The following is a 16,699-nucleotide window of genomic DNA, read 5'->3' as shown; positions in this document are numbered from 1 at the left end:
AGCAGGCGTCTCGCTCATGGCCGTCCCTTCCAGCCGGGTACCAGCACCAGCGAAAAATACGGGGCCGGGCTTTCGTCGCGCGCGACAAGCGGGATGACGGCGCCGTTTGCCATGGTGCCACGCTCCACATAGACCGCACCATCGAGCTTGCCGACCAAGGAAAGCGCGCGGCGGATCTTGGGCAGGTTGCGGCCGACCTTCATGATGACGGCGCCATCGGTGCCGCCAAGCCTTTGTGCCAGCACCTCTTCCGAAAGGGTGCCGGGCAGCACGCTCAAAATGTCGTCGCCCTGCACCAGCGGCAGGTTGGCCATCGACCAGCAGCCGGACATGGCGGTAACGCCGGGAATGACTTCGGCCGGAAAATGCAGCGCAAGCCGCAGGTGCAGGTGCATGTAGGAGCCGTAAAACAGCGGATCGCCTTCGCTCAGCACAGCAACCGTCCGCCCCGCCTCAAGGTGCACGGCAATCCGGGCTGCCGATTCGTCAAAGAAGCCGTCGATGGCGCTCTTGTAGACATCGCTGTCCTTGTGCTCTTCCACGGTCACCGGATAGACGAGCGGCAGTTCGATGATGCCGGCGCGCATATGCGCATCGACGATGGTGCGGCCATTGCCGCGGGCGCCGCGCTTGGCAAAGAAGGCGACCACGTCGGCCGCCGCGAGCGCCTTTACCGCTTTCAGGGTCAACAGGTCCGGGTCACCGGGTCCGGTGCCGACGCCGATCAGTTTTCCGCGTTGTATCTCGCTCAAAGCCCGGCCCTCGCCAGAGCATTGACGGCAGCAGCCGTCATGGCCGAGCCGCCCATACGGCCCTTCACGATGGCATAAGGGATGCCGAGCTTGTGTTCGGCAAGCGCATCCTTGCTTTCGGCAGCGCCGACGAAGCCGACGGGCATGCCGATGATGGCAGCCGGGCGCGGGCAGCCGCGATCCAGCATTTCCAGCAGATAGAAGAGCGCCGTCGGGGCATTGCCGATGGCAACGATCGCGCCCTCCAGCTGCTCTACCCAGAGTTCGAGTGCCGCCGCCGAGCGCGTATTGCCGATGCGCTTCGCAATCTCGGGCGTTTGCGGATCGCGCAGCGTGCAGATCACCTCGTTCCTATTGGCAAGGCGGGCGCGCGTCACGCCGTGGGCCACCATCTGCGCATCGCAGAAGATCGGACGTCCGGCAGAAAGAGCGCCGCGCGCTGCCTCAACGAAGGTCGGTGAAAAACGGAAGTTCTGTGCCGCCTCCACCAGCCCGCAGGCATGGATCATGCGGATCGCGACGTCTGCCTCGTCTGGCGAGAAGGGCGAAAGATCGGCTTCCTCGCGGATAATGGCGAAGGATTTGGCGTAGATCGCATCGCCATCGCGAATGTAGTCGTAGTCAGTCATCATCTACCTTCAGAAAGCGCCGCCGCAATCGCTCGCGGACCCAGGCGGGCCAGACAGTCGCGGCTCGTCTCGGTGGGCTGGCGCTTGAGACGCACCAGCCGGTCGAGCACGGCAAGGGCTGCGGTTTCCGTGTGCGGGACAAGGGTTTTGAGCGGGGTATCGGAGGTTTTGCCCTCAAAGACAAGATGCGTGCCCGCATCCGAGCCCACGAATGTCAGGGTGGCGACCCCGGGATGGGCGCAGCCTTTGGCGCAGCCGGAAAGATGCAGGCGAATGGAGCCATCCAGCAAGACTGAGGCTTTGCTTGCGGCAAAGCGGCCGGTCTCATGCGTGGCATAGCGGCCGGAGCGGCAGGAGGGCTGGCCGGGGCAGGCGGAAATTTCAGCAAGCGGATCGCCGCCGCAGCTGATGAAGCCCAATTTTTCCGCATGGGCGAGAACGTCGGCGCAAGCCTGTTGCGGTCCGGTAAGGACAAGAGCGTGATCCGGAGCAGGTTTGAGCCACAGGATGCCCGCCTTGGCAGAAACCTCTGACAGGGCCGCAAGCCGCGCCGCCTCCATCTGCCCGAAGGGCAGCGCGATGTGCAGGGCAGAGAGCCCTTCGGAAACAGCGAAAACCCCGAACGGGGCGGTCGGCGCCGGGACCTTAAATGCGGTTGCGGGCACCGGTCGCAAACGGTCCAGTTGGGCCAGATGCGCAGGATCGATATCGCGGCCGCGTGCCTTCGGGCCAAGCCGGGCCAGATGCTGCAGAAGTTCTTCGACAAGGTCTGCGGCCTCATTGTCGGCCACCAGCCCCAGCCTGCGGCCGCTGCCTGCCGTGCCACCGAGCGTCAGGCCCCAGAAGAGGGTGCCGTGCTGGCGATCCGCCGTCAGCCGGATATCGGCCAGCAGATGATCGAGCCGAATCGCCCCACCACCCTCGACCACCACCGACAGTTTCGGTGCAAGCTGTCCGGAGAGCAGCCGGGCACGGGCAATGATGGCCTCTCCGAGCGGACGCGGATCGGCAATCTCGCTGCCATCCTCTCCGGCAAGCGGCGACCATTCCACCGCCAGCCCCTCGCGAAGCGGCAGCGGCAGATCGCGCACCGCCCGTTCCAGATCGACGGCGGATTGATGGTCCAGCCCGCGGATCTGCAGGTTTCCACGCGCGGTCACATCGAGGATACCGTTGCCGTGGCGGCGGGAGAGATCGCAAAGGCTTGAGAGGTTGCCGGGGCCTATCGGGGCTGCCAGCGCCACGCGGGTCAATAGCCCGTCGCCGGTTTGCATCGGGGCCGACAGCGCCGGGCAGGCGCCGCGTGCCAGGAGAGAGAGCGGCGCAAAGGAAGAAGAGGGTGCAGGAGAGGTGGCTGGTACCGTCGTCATCGGCGCTGCCTTTCCCGGGCAAAACCACGCAGGGCTTCCAGTTCGCGATCGACCGAATTGCGGCGCGGCTGCCAGAGGCCGCGGCGGCGCGCCGACATCAGCCGGTCGGCAATCGCGCCGGCTGCTTCCGGGTTCTGATCGAGCACGAAATCGCGCACCTTCTCGTCGGCCACATAGGCCTCGTAGACGGCCTCGATCAGCCCTTGCGGAACCGCTCCAGTGGTTTCGGCAAAGCCGACAAGCCGATCCACGGTCTCGGCGAATTCGGCTGCCCCGCGTGGGCCGTGGCGCATCTGGCCGGCAATGAAGCGCGGATTGACGGCACGCGCGCGCACCACGCGGGTGACCGCTTCCGTCACCGAGCGGGCGCGGGGCCGCTCGGGATCCGTGGTATCGAGCGCAATCACATCCGCCTTGCTACCAAGTGCTGCAACGGCTGCCGCAAAGCCGCCGATAAAGGCAACATCGCCGGAGCCGTCGAGCAGGTCGCGGCCGGGATCGTCGCCGGTGTGGACGAGAAGATCGGCGTGCCGGACGCGCTCTTCAAACAGCGCGCCGGCTTCCCGTTCCTCGCCATCAGGCCCGCCAAAGGTGTGGCTTGCCATGGCAAGATAGGCGCGGCCGAGATCCTCGCGTCTCTCCCAATCGCCTGCGGAAAGCTGTTCTTCGATGCCTGAACCATAGGTGCCGGGGGCGGAGCCGAAAATGCGGGCAGGGGCTGCACCGCCCGCCAGACTTGCTTCCGCCAGCGGATTGTCGCCGTCCGCTTCATCGGAGCGCGCGGAAATGGCCCTGACCGCTGCATCGACAAGCGCGATGAGGGCGGGAAACATGTCGCGGAAAAGACCGGAAATGCGGAAAGTGACGTCGACCCGCGGTCGTCCGAGGCTTGCCGGCGGCAGAACTTCGATGCCGGTGACGCGTCCCGTCGCGGGGTCCTGCACCGGGCGTGCACCCATCAGCGCCAGACCCTGCGCCACCTCTTCACCGCCGCTTCGAAGCGTGGCGCTGCCCCAGAGATCGATGACGATGTTTTTCGGCCAGTCGCCATGGTCCTGCATGTAGCGGCGGATCACCTCGTCGGCGGCAAGCCGGCCAAGCTCGAAGGCCGTCGGCGTCGGCATGGTGCGCGGGTCTGAGGCGTAGAGATTGCGGCCGGTCGGCAGCACGTCGCGGCGTGCCCGCGCCGGCGCGCCGGAAGGCCCAGGGCGAATGTGGCGACCATCCAGTGCGGCGATCAGGCTCTCGCGTTCGCATCGGGCACTTTCGAGCCGCGCAGGGTCAGTCTCGCGGTCATCGCTGTGGCCGAAGACATGCTGGCCATCCTTGATGGCAAAATCCTTCAGATCGCAGAGAAAGGCGTCGATGCGTGACAGCGCCGTATCGGGATCATCAACCTCGGACACGCCTGCTTCGCCGGCCAGGCCGGTTTCCTCCGCCGCTTCGAGAATCAGTTTTGCCAGCCGGTCGCGGCGGCGGCGGTCGAGACCGTCGGCCTGCGCATATTCATCGACCAGAAGCTCCAGCCTCTGCTGCGCCTCCGACAGCCCGGCCTCGGTGAGGATCGGCGGCAGGTGGCCGAGCGTGACGGCGGCAATGCGCCGCTTGGCAATGGCGGCTTCGCCTGGATTGGAGACGATGAAGGGATAGATCACCGGCAATTGGCCCGTGACGAGCTCGGGAAAGCAGCTGTCCGTCAGCGCCACGGTCTTGCCGGGCAGCCATTCCAGCGTGCCATGGGCGCCCATATGCAGGATGGCATGGCATTCCCGCTGCATCCAAGCGCCAAAGGCCATCAGCGCGTGACGGGGCGGACGGGCGGGATCATGGTAATCGGTGCGCCGGTCGGCTTCCCGGCCACGATCCGGCGCAAGCGCCACCGTGACATTGCCGAAACGGGCGGCGCGGAAGGAAAAACCGTCCGGACCAAACGCGTCATCCGCCTGCGGTCCACCCCAGGTGGCGGCAACGGCATCTCTCGCCTGGTCCGGCAGGCGGGCGAAATAGTCTTCATACTCGGCGTCGGAAAAATGATGCGCGCCTGTCAGAACCCGGTCCATCAGCGCCTTCGCCGTGTCCGGAATACCGGTGACGCCATATCCTTGCTCGGCTAACTGAATGAGGATCTGTCGAACGCTTTCGGGCACATCGAGGCCGACGGCATAGCCGGTGCGGCCGGCAGCGCCGGGATAATCCGGCATCAGGATGGTGATCCGGCGCTCGGCACGGGGTGTTTCCTGGAGCGCCAGATGCCGGGCGATCCGGTCTGCCACTGCCTCCACCCGGTCCGGTTCAGGCCGATTGGCAAAGCCTGCAAAACCATAGGCGCTATCGCCGCTGCGTTCCGCCTTGAATGAGAGGGTGCCGGCAAGGATGCGACCATCGAGTTCCGGCAGCACGACATGCATGGCGAGATCCGACGGCCCAAGTCCGCGCCGGCTTGCTTCCCAGGCTTCGCGTCGTGTCGTGGCGATGACGGCCTGAAAGACCGGCACGTCCAGCCGGTCAAACAGCGTTTCGCCCGCCAGTTCCGCCTGGCTTGCAAAGGCTGTCGCGGTGATGAGGGCCGGCGGGTGAAGGGCAGCGAACTGCTTTTCGAGGAAGGAGAGGGTTGCAAAGTCCTTCAAGCCCGGCACGAAGACCGGAAGTGGCGCATAACCGCGTGCGGCAAGCGCCGCAGAGAGCGCATCGATGGGCGCGACATCAGCCGACAGCAGCATCGAGCGATAAAACAGCAGCGGCAGGACCTTTTTGCCCGCAAAACCCTCCAGTGCCTCTGGAAGGGAGACGACACCGTGGCCGGGCCGGTAAAAGCCAAGTCTTGGCACGGCCTCGGCCACTGGCCGTACATCCCGTTGACCATTCGCCAGGGCGAAAAGACTTGTGGCCAGCCGGTCGAGATTGTCCGGCCCGCCTTCGCGGAAAAACGAAAGGAAGCCTGCATTCTCGTCCGGGGCAAGGGTAGAGGCGGCGGTCAAGCGGTCGTCGGTCTCGCTGCATTCGCCGGGCAGGAGAATGAGGGGAATGTTGTTCCGGCGCGCCAGATGCGACAGTTCTTCCACCCCGTAGCGCCAGCGGTCATAGCCGCCCAGAATACGCACCATCAGCACGCGGGCGTGGCGGGCCACCTTGTCGATCCACAGATCGACCGACATCGGGTGGCGCAGGTCCGAAAGCGGAGCAAGGCGCAAGGAAAGGTCGTTGCGCGACAGCCGGTCCCAGGCCGATGCCATGCCGTTCAGGTCGCTGTCGGAAAATGACAGCACCACCACATCGCCCCGCGTCTGGTTGAGATCGACCGGTTCGATCAGATCGTCGAGCGACGAGGATGTGGTGGCAAGGATATGCATCAGGCGGCCAGGATCTTTTCGATGCGGGCAGCATCGATGCCCTTTTCACCGATGACGACGAGGCGCGAACGGCGATCTTCGCCGACCGTCCAGGCGCGGTCGAAATAATGGTTCACGCGCGGGCCGACAGCCTGCACCAGAAGCCGCATCGGCTTGCCCTCAACCTCCACATAGCCCTTGATGCGCAACACCTTTTCGGCTGCCGTCACATCGGCAATGCGCCGGCTGAGGCTTTCGGGATCGGCAATCGCTGCGATATCAAGGACAAAGCTGTCGAAATCGTCGTGCTCGTGGTCCAGTTCGTCATCGTGATGCGTCTTGCGGTTCTCGATGTCGTCTTCGACGGCAAGGCCAAGGCCGATGAACACGGCTGGATCGACCGCGCCCTTCTCTGAATTGACGATATGCACGGCGCGCGGCAGGTGGGCGCTCACATGGGCGCGGGCCTTGTCCAGATCGGCGGCCGACAGAAGATCGGCCTTGGTGAGGATCACGAGATCGGCGCAGGCGATCTGGTCTTCAAACACCTCCTCGACGGGATCGTCATGGTCGAGTGCCTCGTCACTCACCCGCTGGGCGGCCAGCGCCTCCATGTCGTCGGCCACGCGGCCTTCCGCCAGGGCGAGCCCATCCACGACGGCGATCACGCCATCTACCGTCACGCGGCTTTTCACGCTCGGCCACTGGAAGGCCTGGATCAACGGCTTCGGCAGTGCAAGGCCGGAGGTTTCGATGAGGATATGATCCACCTTCGGTTCCATCGCCAGAATGCGGTCGATGGCCGGCACGAAATCATCGGCCACCGTGCAGCAGATGCAGCCGTTCGCCAGCTCGATGATATTGTCTTCGGGGCAGTTTTCGATGCCGCAGCTTTTCAGGATCTCGCCATCGATGCCGACATCACCGAACTCGTTTACGATGATGGCAAGCCGCTTGCCCTTGATGTTCTGCAGCGCCTGGGAAAGCAGCGTGGTTTTGCCGGCGCCGAGAAAGCCGGTGACAACCGTGCAGGGAATGCGGGCGAGGGAAGAGGTCATGGGATCGTCCTTCAAGGCTTCTGGTTCTGGGATTGCGGGTGCGCAAAGGGGGGAATGCGGGCAATCATGCCGCGCTTCAGGCTGTCGGGGCGCCCTTTCCACGGCATCAGCCCATCGATTGAACCGGCAAGCAGGCGCGCGCCGAGGAGAAGATCGGCGCCGCTTTCGGTCGTCAGATCGCCGAACACATAGCTCCAGCCACTGCTGCTCTGGATCGTGGCGCTCAAGCCCCGCTTGCAATTGGCAAGGCAGGCAACGCTCTTCACTTCGATACCGGGCTCGTGATGGTCACTGATGCTTTGCGCCAGAACGGCACCCTCGCGGGGCGCCATCGGGTCCTGCGTGGCTCTGCGGCAGGTTTCGCAGACGAAGACGACAACGGGGCAAGCGTTGGCCACCGGCGCTTCGGTTGTCTTGTCGTCCGTCTGTCTCGATAAATCCACCTGGTAACCCCGCGCGTGCAAACCGTAACGGGGTGCAAGCCTGCGCGGCGTATCCGGCATGCTCGTCAACAGATCATCCGTGCCGGAGCACCCCGCCCGGCTGGATCGTCACATCGTCAACGGCAGGTCTCCTGGCTCGCGGATCGTCGCCCGTGCGCCGCCTTCCCGAAGATGTCTTCAGTGGCCTGATGCGCCGGACTACCCGCTTACAGTTGCGGGGGCAGCCGTGGTTTAGGCAAGAACTGCCGCACCACGTTCCCTCTTAGCTTTCCCCGTTGCCGGGAAAAGACCGTTGTCCCTGTCACTATGCGCTTAGCCGCTTGTGTGTCAATGGCGGCAGGCAAGGCATTGCCGGGGGGCGCGGTTCGACTATAGTCCCGCTCCCCAGGAAAGCGCCAGGAGTGCCCGATGAAGGAAATCGACGAAAACGAGGCCGAGCGCCACCGCCGCAAGATGGAAAATCGCAAGGCCGTGCAGGATGCGGAAGTGGCGGAAAAGACGATCGAGAAGGGGCTGCTGATCGTCAACACCGGTCCGGGCAAGGGCAAGTCGACGGCCGCCTTCGGGCTTGCGCTGCGCATGCTCGGCCATGGCAGAAAGGTTGCCGTGGTGCAGTTCATCAAGGGCGCCTGGGATACGGGAGAGCGCGTGGCGCTGCAGGCATTTGGGGATCAGATGATCTGGCACACGATGGGCGAGGGCTTTACCTGGGACACGCAGAATCTGAAGCAGGACGTGGCTGCTGCCGAACGGGCCTGGGAGAAGGCGCTGGAGATGATGGGCGAGCCGGATGTCGGCTTGCTGATCCTCGACGAGCTGAATATCGCGCTGCGCTACGACTATCTCGATCTTGAACGGGTGATCGCGGATCTTGTCGCGCGCCGGCCGGATCTGCATGTCATCGTCACCGGCCGCAATGCCAAGCCGGCGCTGATCGAGGCGGCCGATATGGTGACGGAGATGACGCTGGTGAAACATCATTTCAAGGCCGGCGTGAAGGCGCAGGCCGGGATCGAGTTCTGATGACGCAGAAGCCGCCTGCCAGGGCATTGATGTTTCAGGGCACCGGGTCTGATGTCGGCAAGTCGCTGGTGGTGGCAGGTCTTGCGCGCGCCTTTACGCTGCGCGGGCTTCGCGTCCTGCCATTCAAGCCGCAGAACATGTCGAACAATGCCGCCGTGACGGCCGATGGCGGTGAAATCGGCCGGGCGCAGGCGCTGCAGGCGCGGGCGGCGCGAGCGCCTTTGTCGGTCCACATGAACCCGGTGCTGCTCAAACCCCAGAGCGAAGTCGGCGCCCAGCTGGTGGTGCAGGGAAGGGTGGTCGGCAATGCCAGGGCTGCCGAATACCAGGAGATCAAGGCGGGCCTGATGCCGCTGGTGCTCGACAGTTTTTCCCGCCTGAAGCAGCAAGCCGATCTGGTTCTGGTGGAAGGGGCCGGCAGCGCCTCGGAGGTCAATCTGCGGCGCAACGATATTGCCAATATGGGCTTTGCGCGGGCAGCAGATGTGCCGGTCGTGCTGATCGGCGATATCGATCGCGGCGGCGTCATCGCAAGCCTTGCCGGCACGAAACTGGTGCTGGAGCCCGATGATGCGGCGATGATCCGCGCCTTCATCGTCAACCGCTTTCGCGGCGATCCGACGCTGTTTGCCGAGGGCATGACGATGATCGAGGGCTTTACCGGCTGGGCGCCCATCGGCCTCCTGCCGCATTTTGCCGAAGCCATAAGGCTTCCGGCCGAGGATGCGCTGGCGCTTCAATCTAAACCTGCCGCAAAGGCCGGCGCCAAACTCCGCATTGCCGTGCCGATCCTGCCGCATGTTTCCAATTTCGACGATCTCGATCCGCTGGACGCCGAGCCGGAAGTAGAGCTTGTGCGGATAAGACCCGGAGAAGTGCTGCCGGCCGATACCGATCTCGTGCTGCTGCTTGGCTCCAAGGCGACGATTGCCGATCTTAAGGTGTTGAAGCAGGCGGGATTGGACACGGACATTGCCGCGCATCGAAGGCGTGGCAAGCCGGTGCTCGGCCTTTGTGGCGGATACCAGATGCTCGGCCGTCTCGTGGCGGATCCCGATGGCATCGAAGGTCCGGCCGGTGCCGTCGAACACGGGCTCGGGCTTCTGGACGTGGAAACCCGGCTCACCGGGCAAAAGCATCTCACCGCCGTCTCGGGAGAGACGGCGGACGGTCACTCCTTTGCCGGCTATGAAATGCATGTGGGCGAGACAAGCGGAGCTGATCGCGCCCGCCCGTTTGCCCTGATCGGTGGCGCGCCGGAGGGGGCTTCCTCGGCCGATGGCCTGGTCAGCGGCACCTATGTCCACGGCCTGTTTGCCGATGATCGCCAACGCTCGTCATGGCTGACGCGGCTTGGCGGCAACGAAACGCGGCTTGATTATGAACAGGGTGTCGAGGATGTGCTCGATCGCCTTGCCGCCCATCTCGAGCGGCATCTCGATCTTGATCTCCTCATCAGCCTTGCACGGTAAGGGCAACGGCGATCAGGCCGAAGAGGATGATCAGCAACAGGTCCGCGATGCGCGCAACCGACAGCGCATGGCGAATATCGATACTGGTTGCATCGCGCCGTCCGCCCTCTCCCATCACGTGATCCTCGACGAGGACGCCGCCATAGACACGGGGGCCGGCAAGGGCAAGGCCCAGCGCGCCGGCCATGGCCGCCTCTGGCCAGCCGGCATTGGGCGATTTGTGGTGGCGCGCATCGCGCCGCACCGCCGCCCAGGCCGCTTTCGCCGAAGCATCCGGCAGAAGGGCCGCGGCTGCGATAAACAGCATCGCCGTCAGGCGCGAGGCGGGCAGGTTGATGAGATCATCGAACCGGGCGGCCGCCCAGCCATAGGCGCTGTAGCGGGCATTGAGATGGCCGATCATGCTGTCGGCCGTATTGGTCGCCTTGTAGGCGCTGCAACCGGCAAGCCCGCCGACGCCAAGCCAGAAGGCAGGGGCCGTGACGCCATCGGAAAAGTTTTCGGCAAGGCTTTCGATGGCCGCGCGGCAGACAGCAGCCTCGTCCAGTTGATCGGGATCGCGCCCGACAATCATAGACACGGCCTTGCGGCCCTGATCGAGCCCGCCCGTCTCCAGCGCATCGGCCACGGCGCGCACATGCTCCTCCAGGCTTTTCTGGGCAAGCAGGCTGGAGGAGAGGAGGGCCGTGACGATGAGGCCGAGCGGCAGCCACGCCAATACGCTTTCGAGGAGAAGCGCTGGCAGAACAGCGGCGATAAGCAGAATCACGAAGGCAAAAATGCCGTTGCGCTTGCGCGTGGCGAAGGGCAATTGCAGATCGTTCAACCGCTTTTCCAGCCGGCTGATCAGGGCGCCGATCCAGATGACCGGATGGCCTAGTCGATCCACCAGCCATTGCGGATAGCCGACAAGCCGTTCAATAAGCAGAGCGAGAAAGGCGAGAGAAAAAGCCATGGACCAGGATCGGCAAGAGGGGCAGACGAAAGTGCAGCCGCAGATGGACGATGTCGAGGCGCGGCAGGCGATCGATCATGGCGGCAATCTGGCGCGCGCCGGCTTGCAGTTTCCGCGGGCGCCAAAGCCGTGGATCGATCTGTCCACCGGCATCAACCCGCACCCATATGCCTATTCGCCCATCCCCGCCACCGCTTTCTCCCGCCTGCCGGAGCCCGACGATCTGGCGCGCCTGAAGCATCTTGCCGCCACCGCCTATGGCGCCCCTTCAGCGGAGCATCTGGCGGCGGCACCCGGCACGCATATCCTGCTGCCGCTGGTCATCGAGGCGGTTTTCGGCACGCTGTCCGGGGCAGGCCGTCGGGCGGCGATCCTTTCGCCCACCTATGGCGAACATGCGCGCATGGCCAAGCTGTCCGGTTTCGAAACCCTTGAGGTGGAGGCGTTCGAGGCGCTGTTCGACGCCGATCTCGCCGTGGTCGTCAATCCCAACAATCCGGATGGACGGCTTGTCGGCGCGGCCGATCTTCTGGCCCTTTCCCGCCACATGGCGGCAAAGGGCGGGCTTCTGGTGGTGGACGAAGCCTTCATGGAGGTGATCGAGCCGGACGAAAGCGTGGCCGGTGCCGTGCATGACGGGCTTGTCGTTTTGCGCTCCTTCGGCAAATTCTATGGTCTGGCGGGCGTGCGGCTAGGCTTTGCCGTCGCCCCGGTTGCCATTGCGCAAAAACTCGCCGCCCGTCTCGGTCCCTGGGCCATTCCGGGGCCAACGCTCTCCATCGGGCTTCAGGCGCTGGCGGACAGGGACTGGCAGACTGCCATGCGGGCCCGACTTGCCGCGGATGCTGCGCGCCTTGATGCGCTGCTTGCGGCGGCTGACCTTCCTGTCTGCGGTGGCACAACGCTGTTTCGCTATCTGAAGCATGCCAAGGCGCCGGCGATCTTTGCGCATCTGGGAGGTGGCGGCATTCTCGTTCGTGCCTTTGCCGCACGGCCGGTTTGCCTGCGCATCGGCCTGCCGGAGGACGGCGCGTGGAAACGACTGGAAAAGGCCCTTGAGACGAAGAGCTGGCGCGATTGAGGCCAGGGCCAAGGGTTTGCATTCTTTCGGCGCTGCGCTAGGCTTTGCGCAATTCGTATCGCAGTCAGGTGAATTCCATGTCCATGAACAGCAATCTCCCGCACATCTTCGAGGCCATCGACAGAAAGAGGGAGGTGTTCACGGAGCTGAGCGACCGGATCTGGGCAACGCCTGAAACCTGCTACATGGAAGTTGAATCCGCCGCCGCGCACCGGGAAATGCTGGAAGCGCAAGGGTTTGCCATCACCGAAAACATCGCCGGCATTCCAACGGCGCTGATCGGCGAGGCGGGAACGGGCGGTCCGGTGATCGCCTTTCTCGGAGAATTCGACGCACTGGCCGGCCTCAGCCAGAAGGCGGGCGTGACGCATCACGATCCGCTGGAGGCCGGCGCCAACGGCCATGGCTGCGGTCATAACCTCTTGGGCTCCGCATCGCTTCTGGCGGCAACGGCGCTGAAGGACTGGCTGGAGGCGACCGGCACGCCTGGGCGGGTGCGCTATTACGGCTGCCCGGCGGAAGAGGGTGGTGCCGCCAAGGCCTTCATGGTGCGCGCCGGGGCATTTTCCGATGTCGATATCGCCATCTGCTGGCATCCGAGCAATTTTGCCGGTGTCCAGCGGGAAACCTCGCTTGCCAATTGCCGGATCGACTTCACCTTCACCGGCCGCGCTTCCCATGCCGCCGCAAGCCCGGAGCTTGGCCGCAGCGCGCTCGATGCGGTGGAACTGATGAGCGTCGGCGTCAACTATCTGCGCGAACACATGCAGCAGGATTGCCGCATCCATTATGCGCTTCTGGATGCCGGCGGCATTTCCCCGAACGTCGTGCAGGCGCATGCCAAGGTACGCTACGTGGTGCGCGCACCGGAACTGGCAGGGCTCTTCTCGCTGATCGAGCGGGTGAAGAAAGTGGCCGAAGGGGCCGCCTTGATGACCGAGACGAAGGTGAAAAGCGCCATCCTGTCCGGTGTCTCCAACCTCATCGTCAACACGCCGCTGATGGAGACCATGCAGGATGTCTGGGAAAGCATCGGCGCTCCGGACTTCGATGACGCGGATCGCGCCTTTGCCGAACAGATCCGCGCGACGCTGACGCCGGAGGACATTTCCGCAAGCTGGGCGCAGGAACGGCTGGACGAGCGCGACGTGCCGCTCGCCGATTTCATCCTGCCGCGGCACAACGAGGTGCGCCAGATGGGCGGTTCCACCGATGTGGCGGATGTGAGCTGGGTCGTGCCGACGGTGCAGGCCTATGGTCCCTCGCTTGCCATCGGCACCCAGCTGCACACCTGGCAGGTCGTGGCGCAGGGCAAGAGCCCGCTTGCCCACAAGGCCATGGTCACCACCGCCAAGGTGATGGCCGCGACCGGACTTGCGGCGCTCGAGAGCGAGCAACTGCGCGAAGCCGCAGCCGCCGACCTCAAGCGACGGCTGAAGGGCCAGTCCTATCGCAGCCCCATTCCGCCGGAAGCCGAGCCGCCGGTTGTCGCCATGGGCGGCAGGCTCTAAGCTTTTTTACCGCTGTTGCTGAGCGCCGTGCTTGCATGCGGGCACGGCGTACACCCCAGGCTCCACCCCGCCACCACGTCGCGTGGGAATTCTTGTACAGCCGGCGCAGCAGGCGTCTTTCCTTGGCGCGCCATCAATGATATTTGCGATCGCAGATCGCAGAATTTCTGTTTCATCATCGCGGGGACCGAGCATGAGCATCCAGCCGAATTCCATCGAAGGCCGTGACAAGGCCTATCAGCTGCATTCCTATACCAATGCCAAGGCGCTGGAGCGCGATGGCGCGCTGGTCATCGAACGCGGCGAGGGCATCCACGTCTTCGATGCCAATGGCAAGCGCTATATCGAGGGCATGGCGGGGCTGTGGAGCGTGGCGGTCGGCTTTGGCGAACGGCGGCTGGTCGATGCGGCCGCCCGGCAGATGGAGAAGCTGCCCTACTACCACACGTTCACCGCCCGCACCCATGGACCCTCCGTCGATCTTGCCGAAAAGCTGATCCAGATGGCGCCGGTGCCGATGTCGAAAGCCTATTTTACCAATTCGGGATCCGAAGCGAACGATACCGCGATCAAGATGATCTGGTATCGCTCGAACGCGCTCGGCAAGCCGGAAAAGAAGAAGATCATTTCGCGGGTCAAGGGCTATCACGGTGTGACGGTCGCCAGCGCCAGCCTGACGGGCCTGCCCAACAATCACCGCTCATTCGATCTGCCGCTCTCCGGCATCCTGCACACCACCTGCCCGCATTTCCGCGTCTTTGCCGCCGAAGGCGAGGATGAGGCGGCCTTCGTTGCACGCTGCGCTGCCGATCTGGAGGCGCTTATCCAGCACGAGGGTCCGGAGACGGTCGCCGCGTTCATTGGCGAGCCCGTGATGGGTGCCGGGGGCGTCATCGTGCCGCCACCGGGCTACTGGGAAGCCATCCAGGCCGTGCTGAAGAAGCATGATATCCTGTTCATCGCCGATGAAGTCATCTGCGGGTTCGGGCGCACCGGCAACATGTTCGGCACCACCACCTTTGACCTCCAGCCGGATTTCATCACGCTTTCCAAGCAGCTCTCCTCGTCCTACCAGCCGATTTCGGCCCTCCTCATCAACGAGCGCGTCTATGCCCCGATCGCCGAGGAATCCGGCCGGATCGGCACCTTCGGCCATGGCTATACCGGCTCCGGCCACCCGGTTGCCGCAGCCGTGGCGCTGGAAAATCTCGCCATCATCGAAGAGCGCGATCTGGTCGGCAATGTCCGGGCACTCAGCCCCCTGTTCCTCAAGCGGCTGAAGGCGCTGGAAGCCCATTCGCTCGCCATCGAGGCGCGGGGCATCGGGCTGCTCGGCGCGCTGGAGCTTGCACCGCGCGAAGGATTTGCCGCCGGCCAGCTCGGGCCGAAGTTTGCGGCCGTCCTGCAGGAAAACGGACTTTTCCTGCGCGCCATCGGCGACAGCATGGCGCTCTGCCCGCCGATGATCATCACGCAGGAGCAGGTGAGCGAGATGTTCGATATCCTCGAGAAGTCACTCGACCAGTTCAAGGCGCAGCTCGACGCACAGTGATGCCCCGACATCTCTCCATCGCGGGTGATTGCACCGGCGATGGAGAGGCCTATATCTGGCGCCATGCTGGATCTTCTTTCGACCTATTGGCCGCATATCGTCTTTACCCTGTCGGTCGTGATGGGGGCGACGGCTGCGATCCACGTGACCATGACCAAGGAAGAGGTGCGCTCGGCCATCGGCTGGGTCGGCGTCATCCTCCTGTCGCCGATCATCGGTGCGTTTCTCTATCTGATTGCCGGCATCAACCGCATTCGCCGCAGCGCCATCGGACACCAGCGCTCCAAGCTGGGAGACGCGTTTCTCGACCATCTGGAATCCTATGATGCGACCGATGCTAAGGTCGCCGAGCAGTTCGGTCGTCGCTTTCTTGCCATGAAGACGCTGGGCGATCGCGTCACGCGCTATTTCCTGACGACCGGCAACAGCATCGAGGTGCTGGATGGGGGGGATGCGGCCTATGGCGCGATGCTGGCAGCCGTTGAAACGGCCCGTCGCAGCGTCATCCTCGAAACCTATATTTTCGATCGCGACCGCATTGGCCGGCGGTTTGCGCAAGCATTGATCGATGCGGTCAAGCGCGGCGTGAGCGTACGGGTTCTGATCGATGCGGTCGGCGCACGCTATTCGGTGCCGAGCGTGCTTGGCATGTTGCGCGATGGCGGCGTGACGGTCGATGTGTTCAACGGCAATGTCATCATGGGCCTGCGGCTGCCCTATGCTAACCTTCGCACCCACCGCAAGATCATGGTGGTCGATGGCGCGGTTGCCTTTACCGGTGGCATGAACATCCGCGAGGCCTTCTCTCAGGAGATTTCCGGCGATGACCATGCCATGGATACGCATTTCCGCCTGACAGGCCCTGTTGTTGCCGATCTTCTGTCGGTAGCCGGGGAAGACTGGCGCTTTGCCAATGGCGAGCGCCTCTCTGGCGAAGCCTGGCGGATCGAGGCGCCGGTCAGCGAACCCGGCAGTGCTGTTCATGTGCGTACCGTCGCCTCCGGTCCGGATCGCAGCGTGGAGACCAATCACAAGATGCTGATGGGTGCCTTTTCCGTCGCCCGGTCCTCGATCCGCATCGTCTCGCCCTATTTTCTGCCCGACCGCGAGCTCATCGCGTCGCTTGCCACCGCTGCCCGCCGGGGCGTGGCCGTCGATATCGTCGTGCCTGCCGCCAACAATCTGACGCTGGTGGATCGGGCGATGACGGCGCAGTTCGACCAGATCCTCAAGGGCGATTGCCGTCTCTGGCGGTCGAGCGGCCCGTTCAACCATTCCAAGCTGATGGTGGTGGATGGGCGCTGGGCCTATGTCGGCTCGTCCAACATCGACCCCCGCTCCCTGCGCCTCAATTTCGAGGTTGATCTTGAAATCTTCGATCTCGCCTTTGCCGGCGCTCTCGAGGAACGGATCGAGCGGTTGCTGGTGGCGGCCGAACCGGTGACGCTGGAACAATGGAAGGCGCGGCCCTTCCTCGGGCGCCTGTTCGATCGCATCCTCTGGCTCGGCTCGCCCTATCTTTGA

Annotated in this window: 13 protein-coding genes and 1 riboswitch; of the genes, 6 read left to right on the top strand and 7 right to left on the bottom strand. The window is 64.2% G+C overall.

Annotated features, from left to right (window positions below; translation table 11 throughout):
* Window positions 1-14: 14 nt before the first annotated feature.
* From J2858_RS16895 to J2858_RS16870, 6 genes are read right to left on the bottom strand one after another with little or no spacing between them, the layout of a single operon-like run.
* Entirely contained in the window at window positions 15-752 is a 738-nt protein-coding gene (locus J2858_RS16895; protein ID WP_210105984.1) for a precorrin-2 C(20)-methyltransferase, read from the bottom strand.
* Window positions 749-1,381 carry a precorrin-8X methylmutase gene (locus J2858_RS16890; protein ID WP_210106061.1) on the bottom strand — a complete coding sequence of 211 codons (633 nt, stop codon included), beginning with the start codon at window positions 1,379-1,381 and terminating at the stop codon, window positions 749-751. Before J2858_RS16890 ends, J2858_RS16895 begins: the two co-directional genes overlap by 4 nt.
* Window positions 1,381-2,751 (bottom strand): precorrin-3B synthase, encoded by a 1,371-nt coding sequence (gene cobG, locus J2858_RS16885; RefSeq protein WP_210105983.1) that lies wholly within the window; start codon window positions 2,749-2,751, stop codon window positions 1,381-1,383. Before cobG ends, J2858_RS16890 begins: the two co-directional genes overlap by 1 nt.
* Window positions 2,748-6,101, bottom strand: coding sequence for a cobaltochelatase subunit CobN (cobN, locus tag J2858_RS16880; protein ID WP_210105982.1), 3,354 nt, complete (start codon window positions 6,099-6,101; stop codon window positions 2,748-2,750). Before cobN ends, cobG begins: the two co-directional genes overlap by 4 nt.
* A complete protein-coding gene (gene cobW / locus J2858_RS16875) occupies window positions 6,101-7,138 on the bottom strand; it encodes a cobalamin biosynthesis protein CobW (RefSeq protein ID WP_210105981.1) in 1,038 nt (345 codons plus the stop codon). Before cobW ends, cobN begins: the two co-directional genes overlap by 1 nt.
* A gap of 11 nt (window positions 7,139-7,149) precedes the next feature.
* On the bottom strand, window positions 7,150-7,641 hold the full coding sequence (locus J2858_RS16870) for a DUF1636 family protein (protein ID WP_210106060.1): 492 nt from the start codon (window positions 7,639-7,641) through the stop codon (window positions 7,150-7,152).
* Between the two features lie 44 nt (window positions 7,642-7,685).
* Window positions 7,686-7,890, bottom strand: a riboswitch (cobalamin riboswitch).
* 99 nt (window positions 7,891-7,989) lie between these two features.
* Here J2858_RS16870 and cobO point away from each other — a divergent pair.
* Both cobO and J2858_RS16860 read left to right on the top strand, forming a co-directional pair.
* A complete protein-coding gene (cobO, locus tag J2858_RS16865; protein ID WP_210105980.1) occupies window positions 7,990-8,604 on the top strand; it encodes a cob(I)yrinic acid a,c-diamide adenosyltransferase in 615 nt (204 codons plus the stop codon).
* A complete protein-coding gene (locus J2858_RS16860; protein ID WP_210105979.1) occupies window positions 8,604-10,076 on the top strand; it encodes a cobyric acid synthase in 1,473 nt (490 codons plus the stop codon). Before cobO ends, J2858_RS16860 begins: the two co-directional genes overlap by 1 nt.
* On the opposite strand, the gene cbiB is transcribed toward J2858_RS16860, so the two are convergent.
* Window positions 10,060-11,031, bottom strand: a complete 972-nt coding sequence (cbiB, locus tag J2858_RS16855; RefSeq protein WP_210105978.1) for an adenosylcobinamide-phosphate synthase CbiB — start codon at window positions 11,029-11,031, stop codon at window positions 10,060-10,062. The genes J2858_RS16860 and cbiB overlap by 17 nt on opposite strands.
* Between cbiB and cobD the strand changes: the two genes are divergently transcribed.
* The 4 genes from cobD (at window position 11,030) to cls (ending at window position 16,699) form a co-directional block, all read left to right on the top strand.
* Entirely contained in the window at window positions 11,030-12,112 is a 1,083-nt protein-coding gene (gene cobD / locus J2858_RS16850; RefSeq protein WP_245366378.1) for a threonine-phosphate decarboxylase CobD, read from the top strand. The genes cbiB and cobD overlap by 2 nt on opposite strands.
* Window positions 12,113-12,195: 83 nt before the next feature.
* Entirely contained in the window at window positions 12,196-13,623 is a 1,428-nt protein-coding gene (locus J2858_RS16845) for a M20 family metallopeptidase (RefSeq protein ID WP_432443366.1), read from the top strand.
* 193 nt (window positions 13,624-13,816) lie between these two features.
* Window positions 13,817-15,175, top strand: coding sequence for an aspartate aminotransferase family protein (locus J2858_RS16840; protein WP_210105976.1), 1,359 nt, complete (start codon window positions 13,817-13,819; stop codon window positions 15,173-15,175).
* A 63-nt stretch (window positions 15,176-15,238) separates the two neighbouring features.
* Complete coding sequence (cls, locus tag J2858_RS16835; RefSeq protein WP_210105975.1) at window positions 15,239-16,699, top strand: cardiolipin synthase; 1,461 nt, start codon at window positions 15,239-15,241, stop codon at window positions 16,697-16,699.

It is taken from the genome of Neorhizobium galegae (assembly GCF_017877135.1).
Classification (GTDB): domain Bacteria; phylum Pseudomonadota; class Alphaproteobacteria; order Rhizobiales; family Rhizobiaceae; genus Neorhizobium; species Neorhizobium galegae_A.
This window is presented reverse-complemented; position numbering and strand designations above follow the sequence as displayed.

Excerpts from the sequence above, each read along its gene's own strand:
- J2858_RS16890 (WP_210106061.1), bottom strand. The coding sequence starts at position 1,381 with ATGACTGACTACGACTACATTCGCGATGGCGATGCGATCTACGCCAAA.
- cobG (WP_210105983.1), bottom strand. The coding sequence starts at position 2,751 with ATGACGACGGTACCAGCCACCTCTCCTGCACCCTCTTCTTCCTTTGCG.
- cobN (WP_210105982.1), bottom strand. The coding sequence starts at position 6,101 with ATGCATATCCTTGCCACCACATCCTCGTCGCTCGACGATCTGATCGAA.
- cobW (WP_210105981.1), bottom strand. The coding sequence starts at position 7,138 with ATGACCTCTTCCCTCGCCCGCATTCCCTGCACGGTTGTCACCGGCTTT.
- J2858_RS16870 (WP_210106060.1), bottom strand. The coding sequence starts at position 7,641 with ATGCCGGATACGCCGCGCAGGCTTGCACCCCGTTACGGTTTGCACGCG.
- cobO (WP_210105980.1), top strand. The coding sequence starts at position 7,990 with ATGAAGGAAATCGACGAAAACGAGGCCGAGCGCCACCGCCGCAAGATG.
- J2858_RS16860 (WP_210105979.1), top strand. The coding sequence starts at position 8,604 with ATGACGCAGAAGCCGCCTGCCAGGGCATTGATGTTTCAGGGCACCGGG.
- cobD (WP_245366378.1), top strand. The coding sequence starts at position 11,030 with ATGGACCAGGATCGGCAAGAGGGGCAGACGAAAGTGCAGCCGCAGATG.
- cbiB (WP_210105978.1), bottom strand. The coding sequence starts at position 11,031 with ATGGCTTTTTCTCTCGCCTTTCTCGCTCTGCTTATTGAACGGCTTGTC.
- J2858_RS16845 (WP_432443366.1), top strand. The coding sequence starts at position 12,196 with ATGAACAGCAATCTCCCGCACATCTTCGAGGCCATCGACAGAAAGAGG.
- J2858_RS16840 (WP_210105976.1), top strand. The coding sequence starts at position 13,817 with ATGAGCATCCAGCCGAATTCCATCGAAGGCCGTGACAAGGCCTATCAG.
- cls (WP_210105975.1), top strand. The coding sequence starts at position 15,239 with ATGCTGGATCTTCTTTCGACCTATTGGCCGCATATCGTCTTTACCCTG.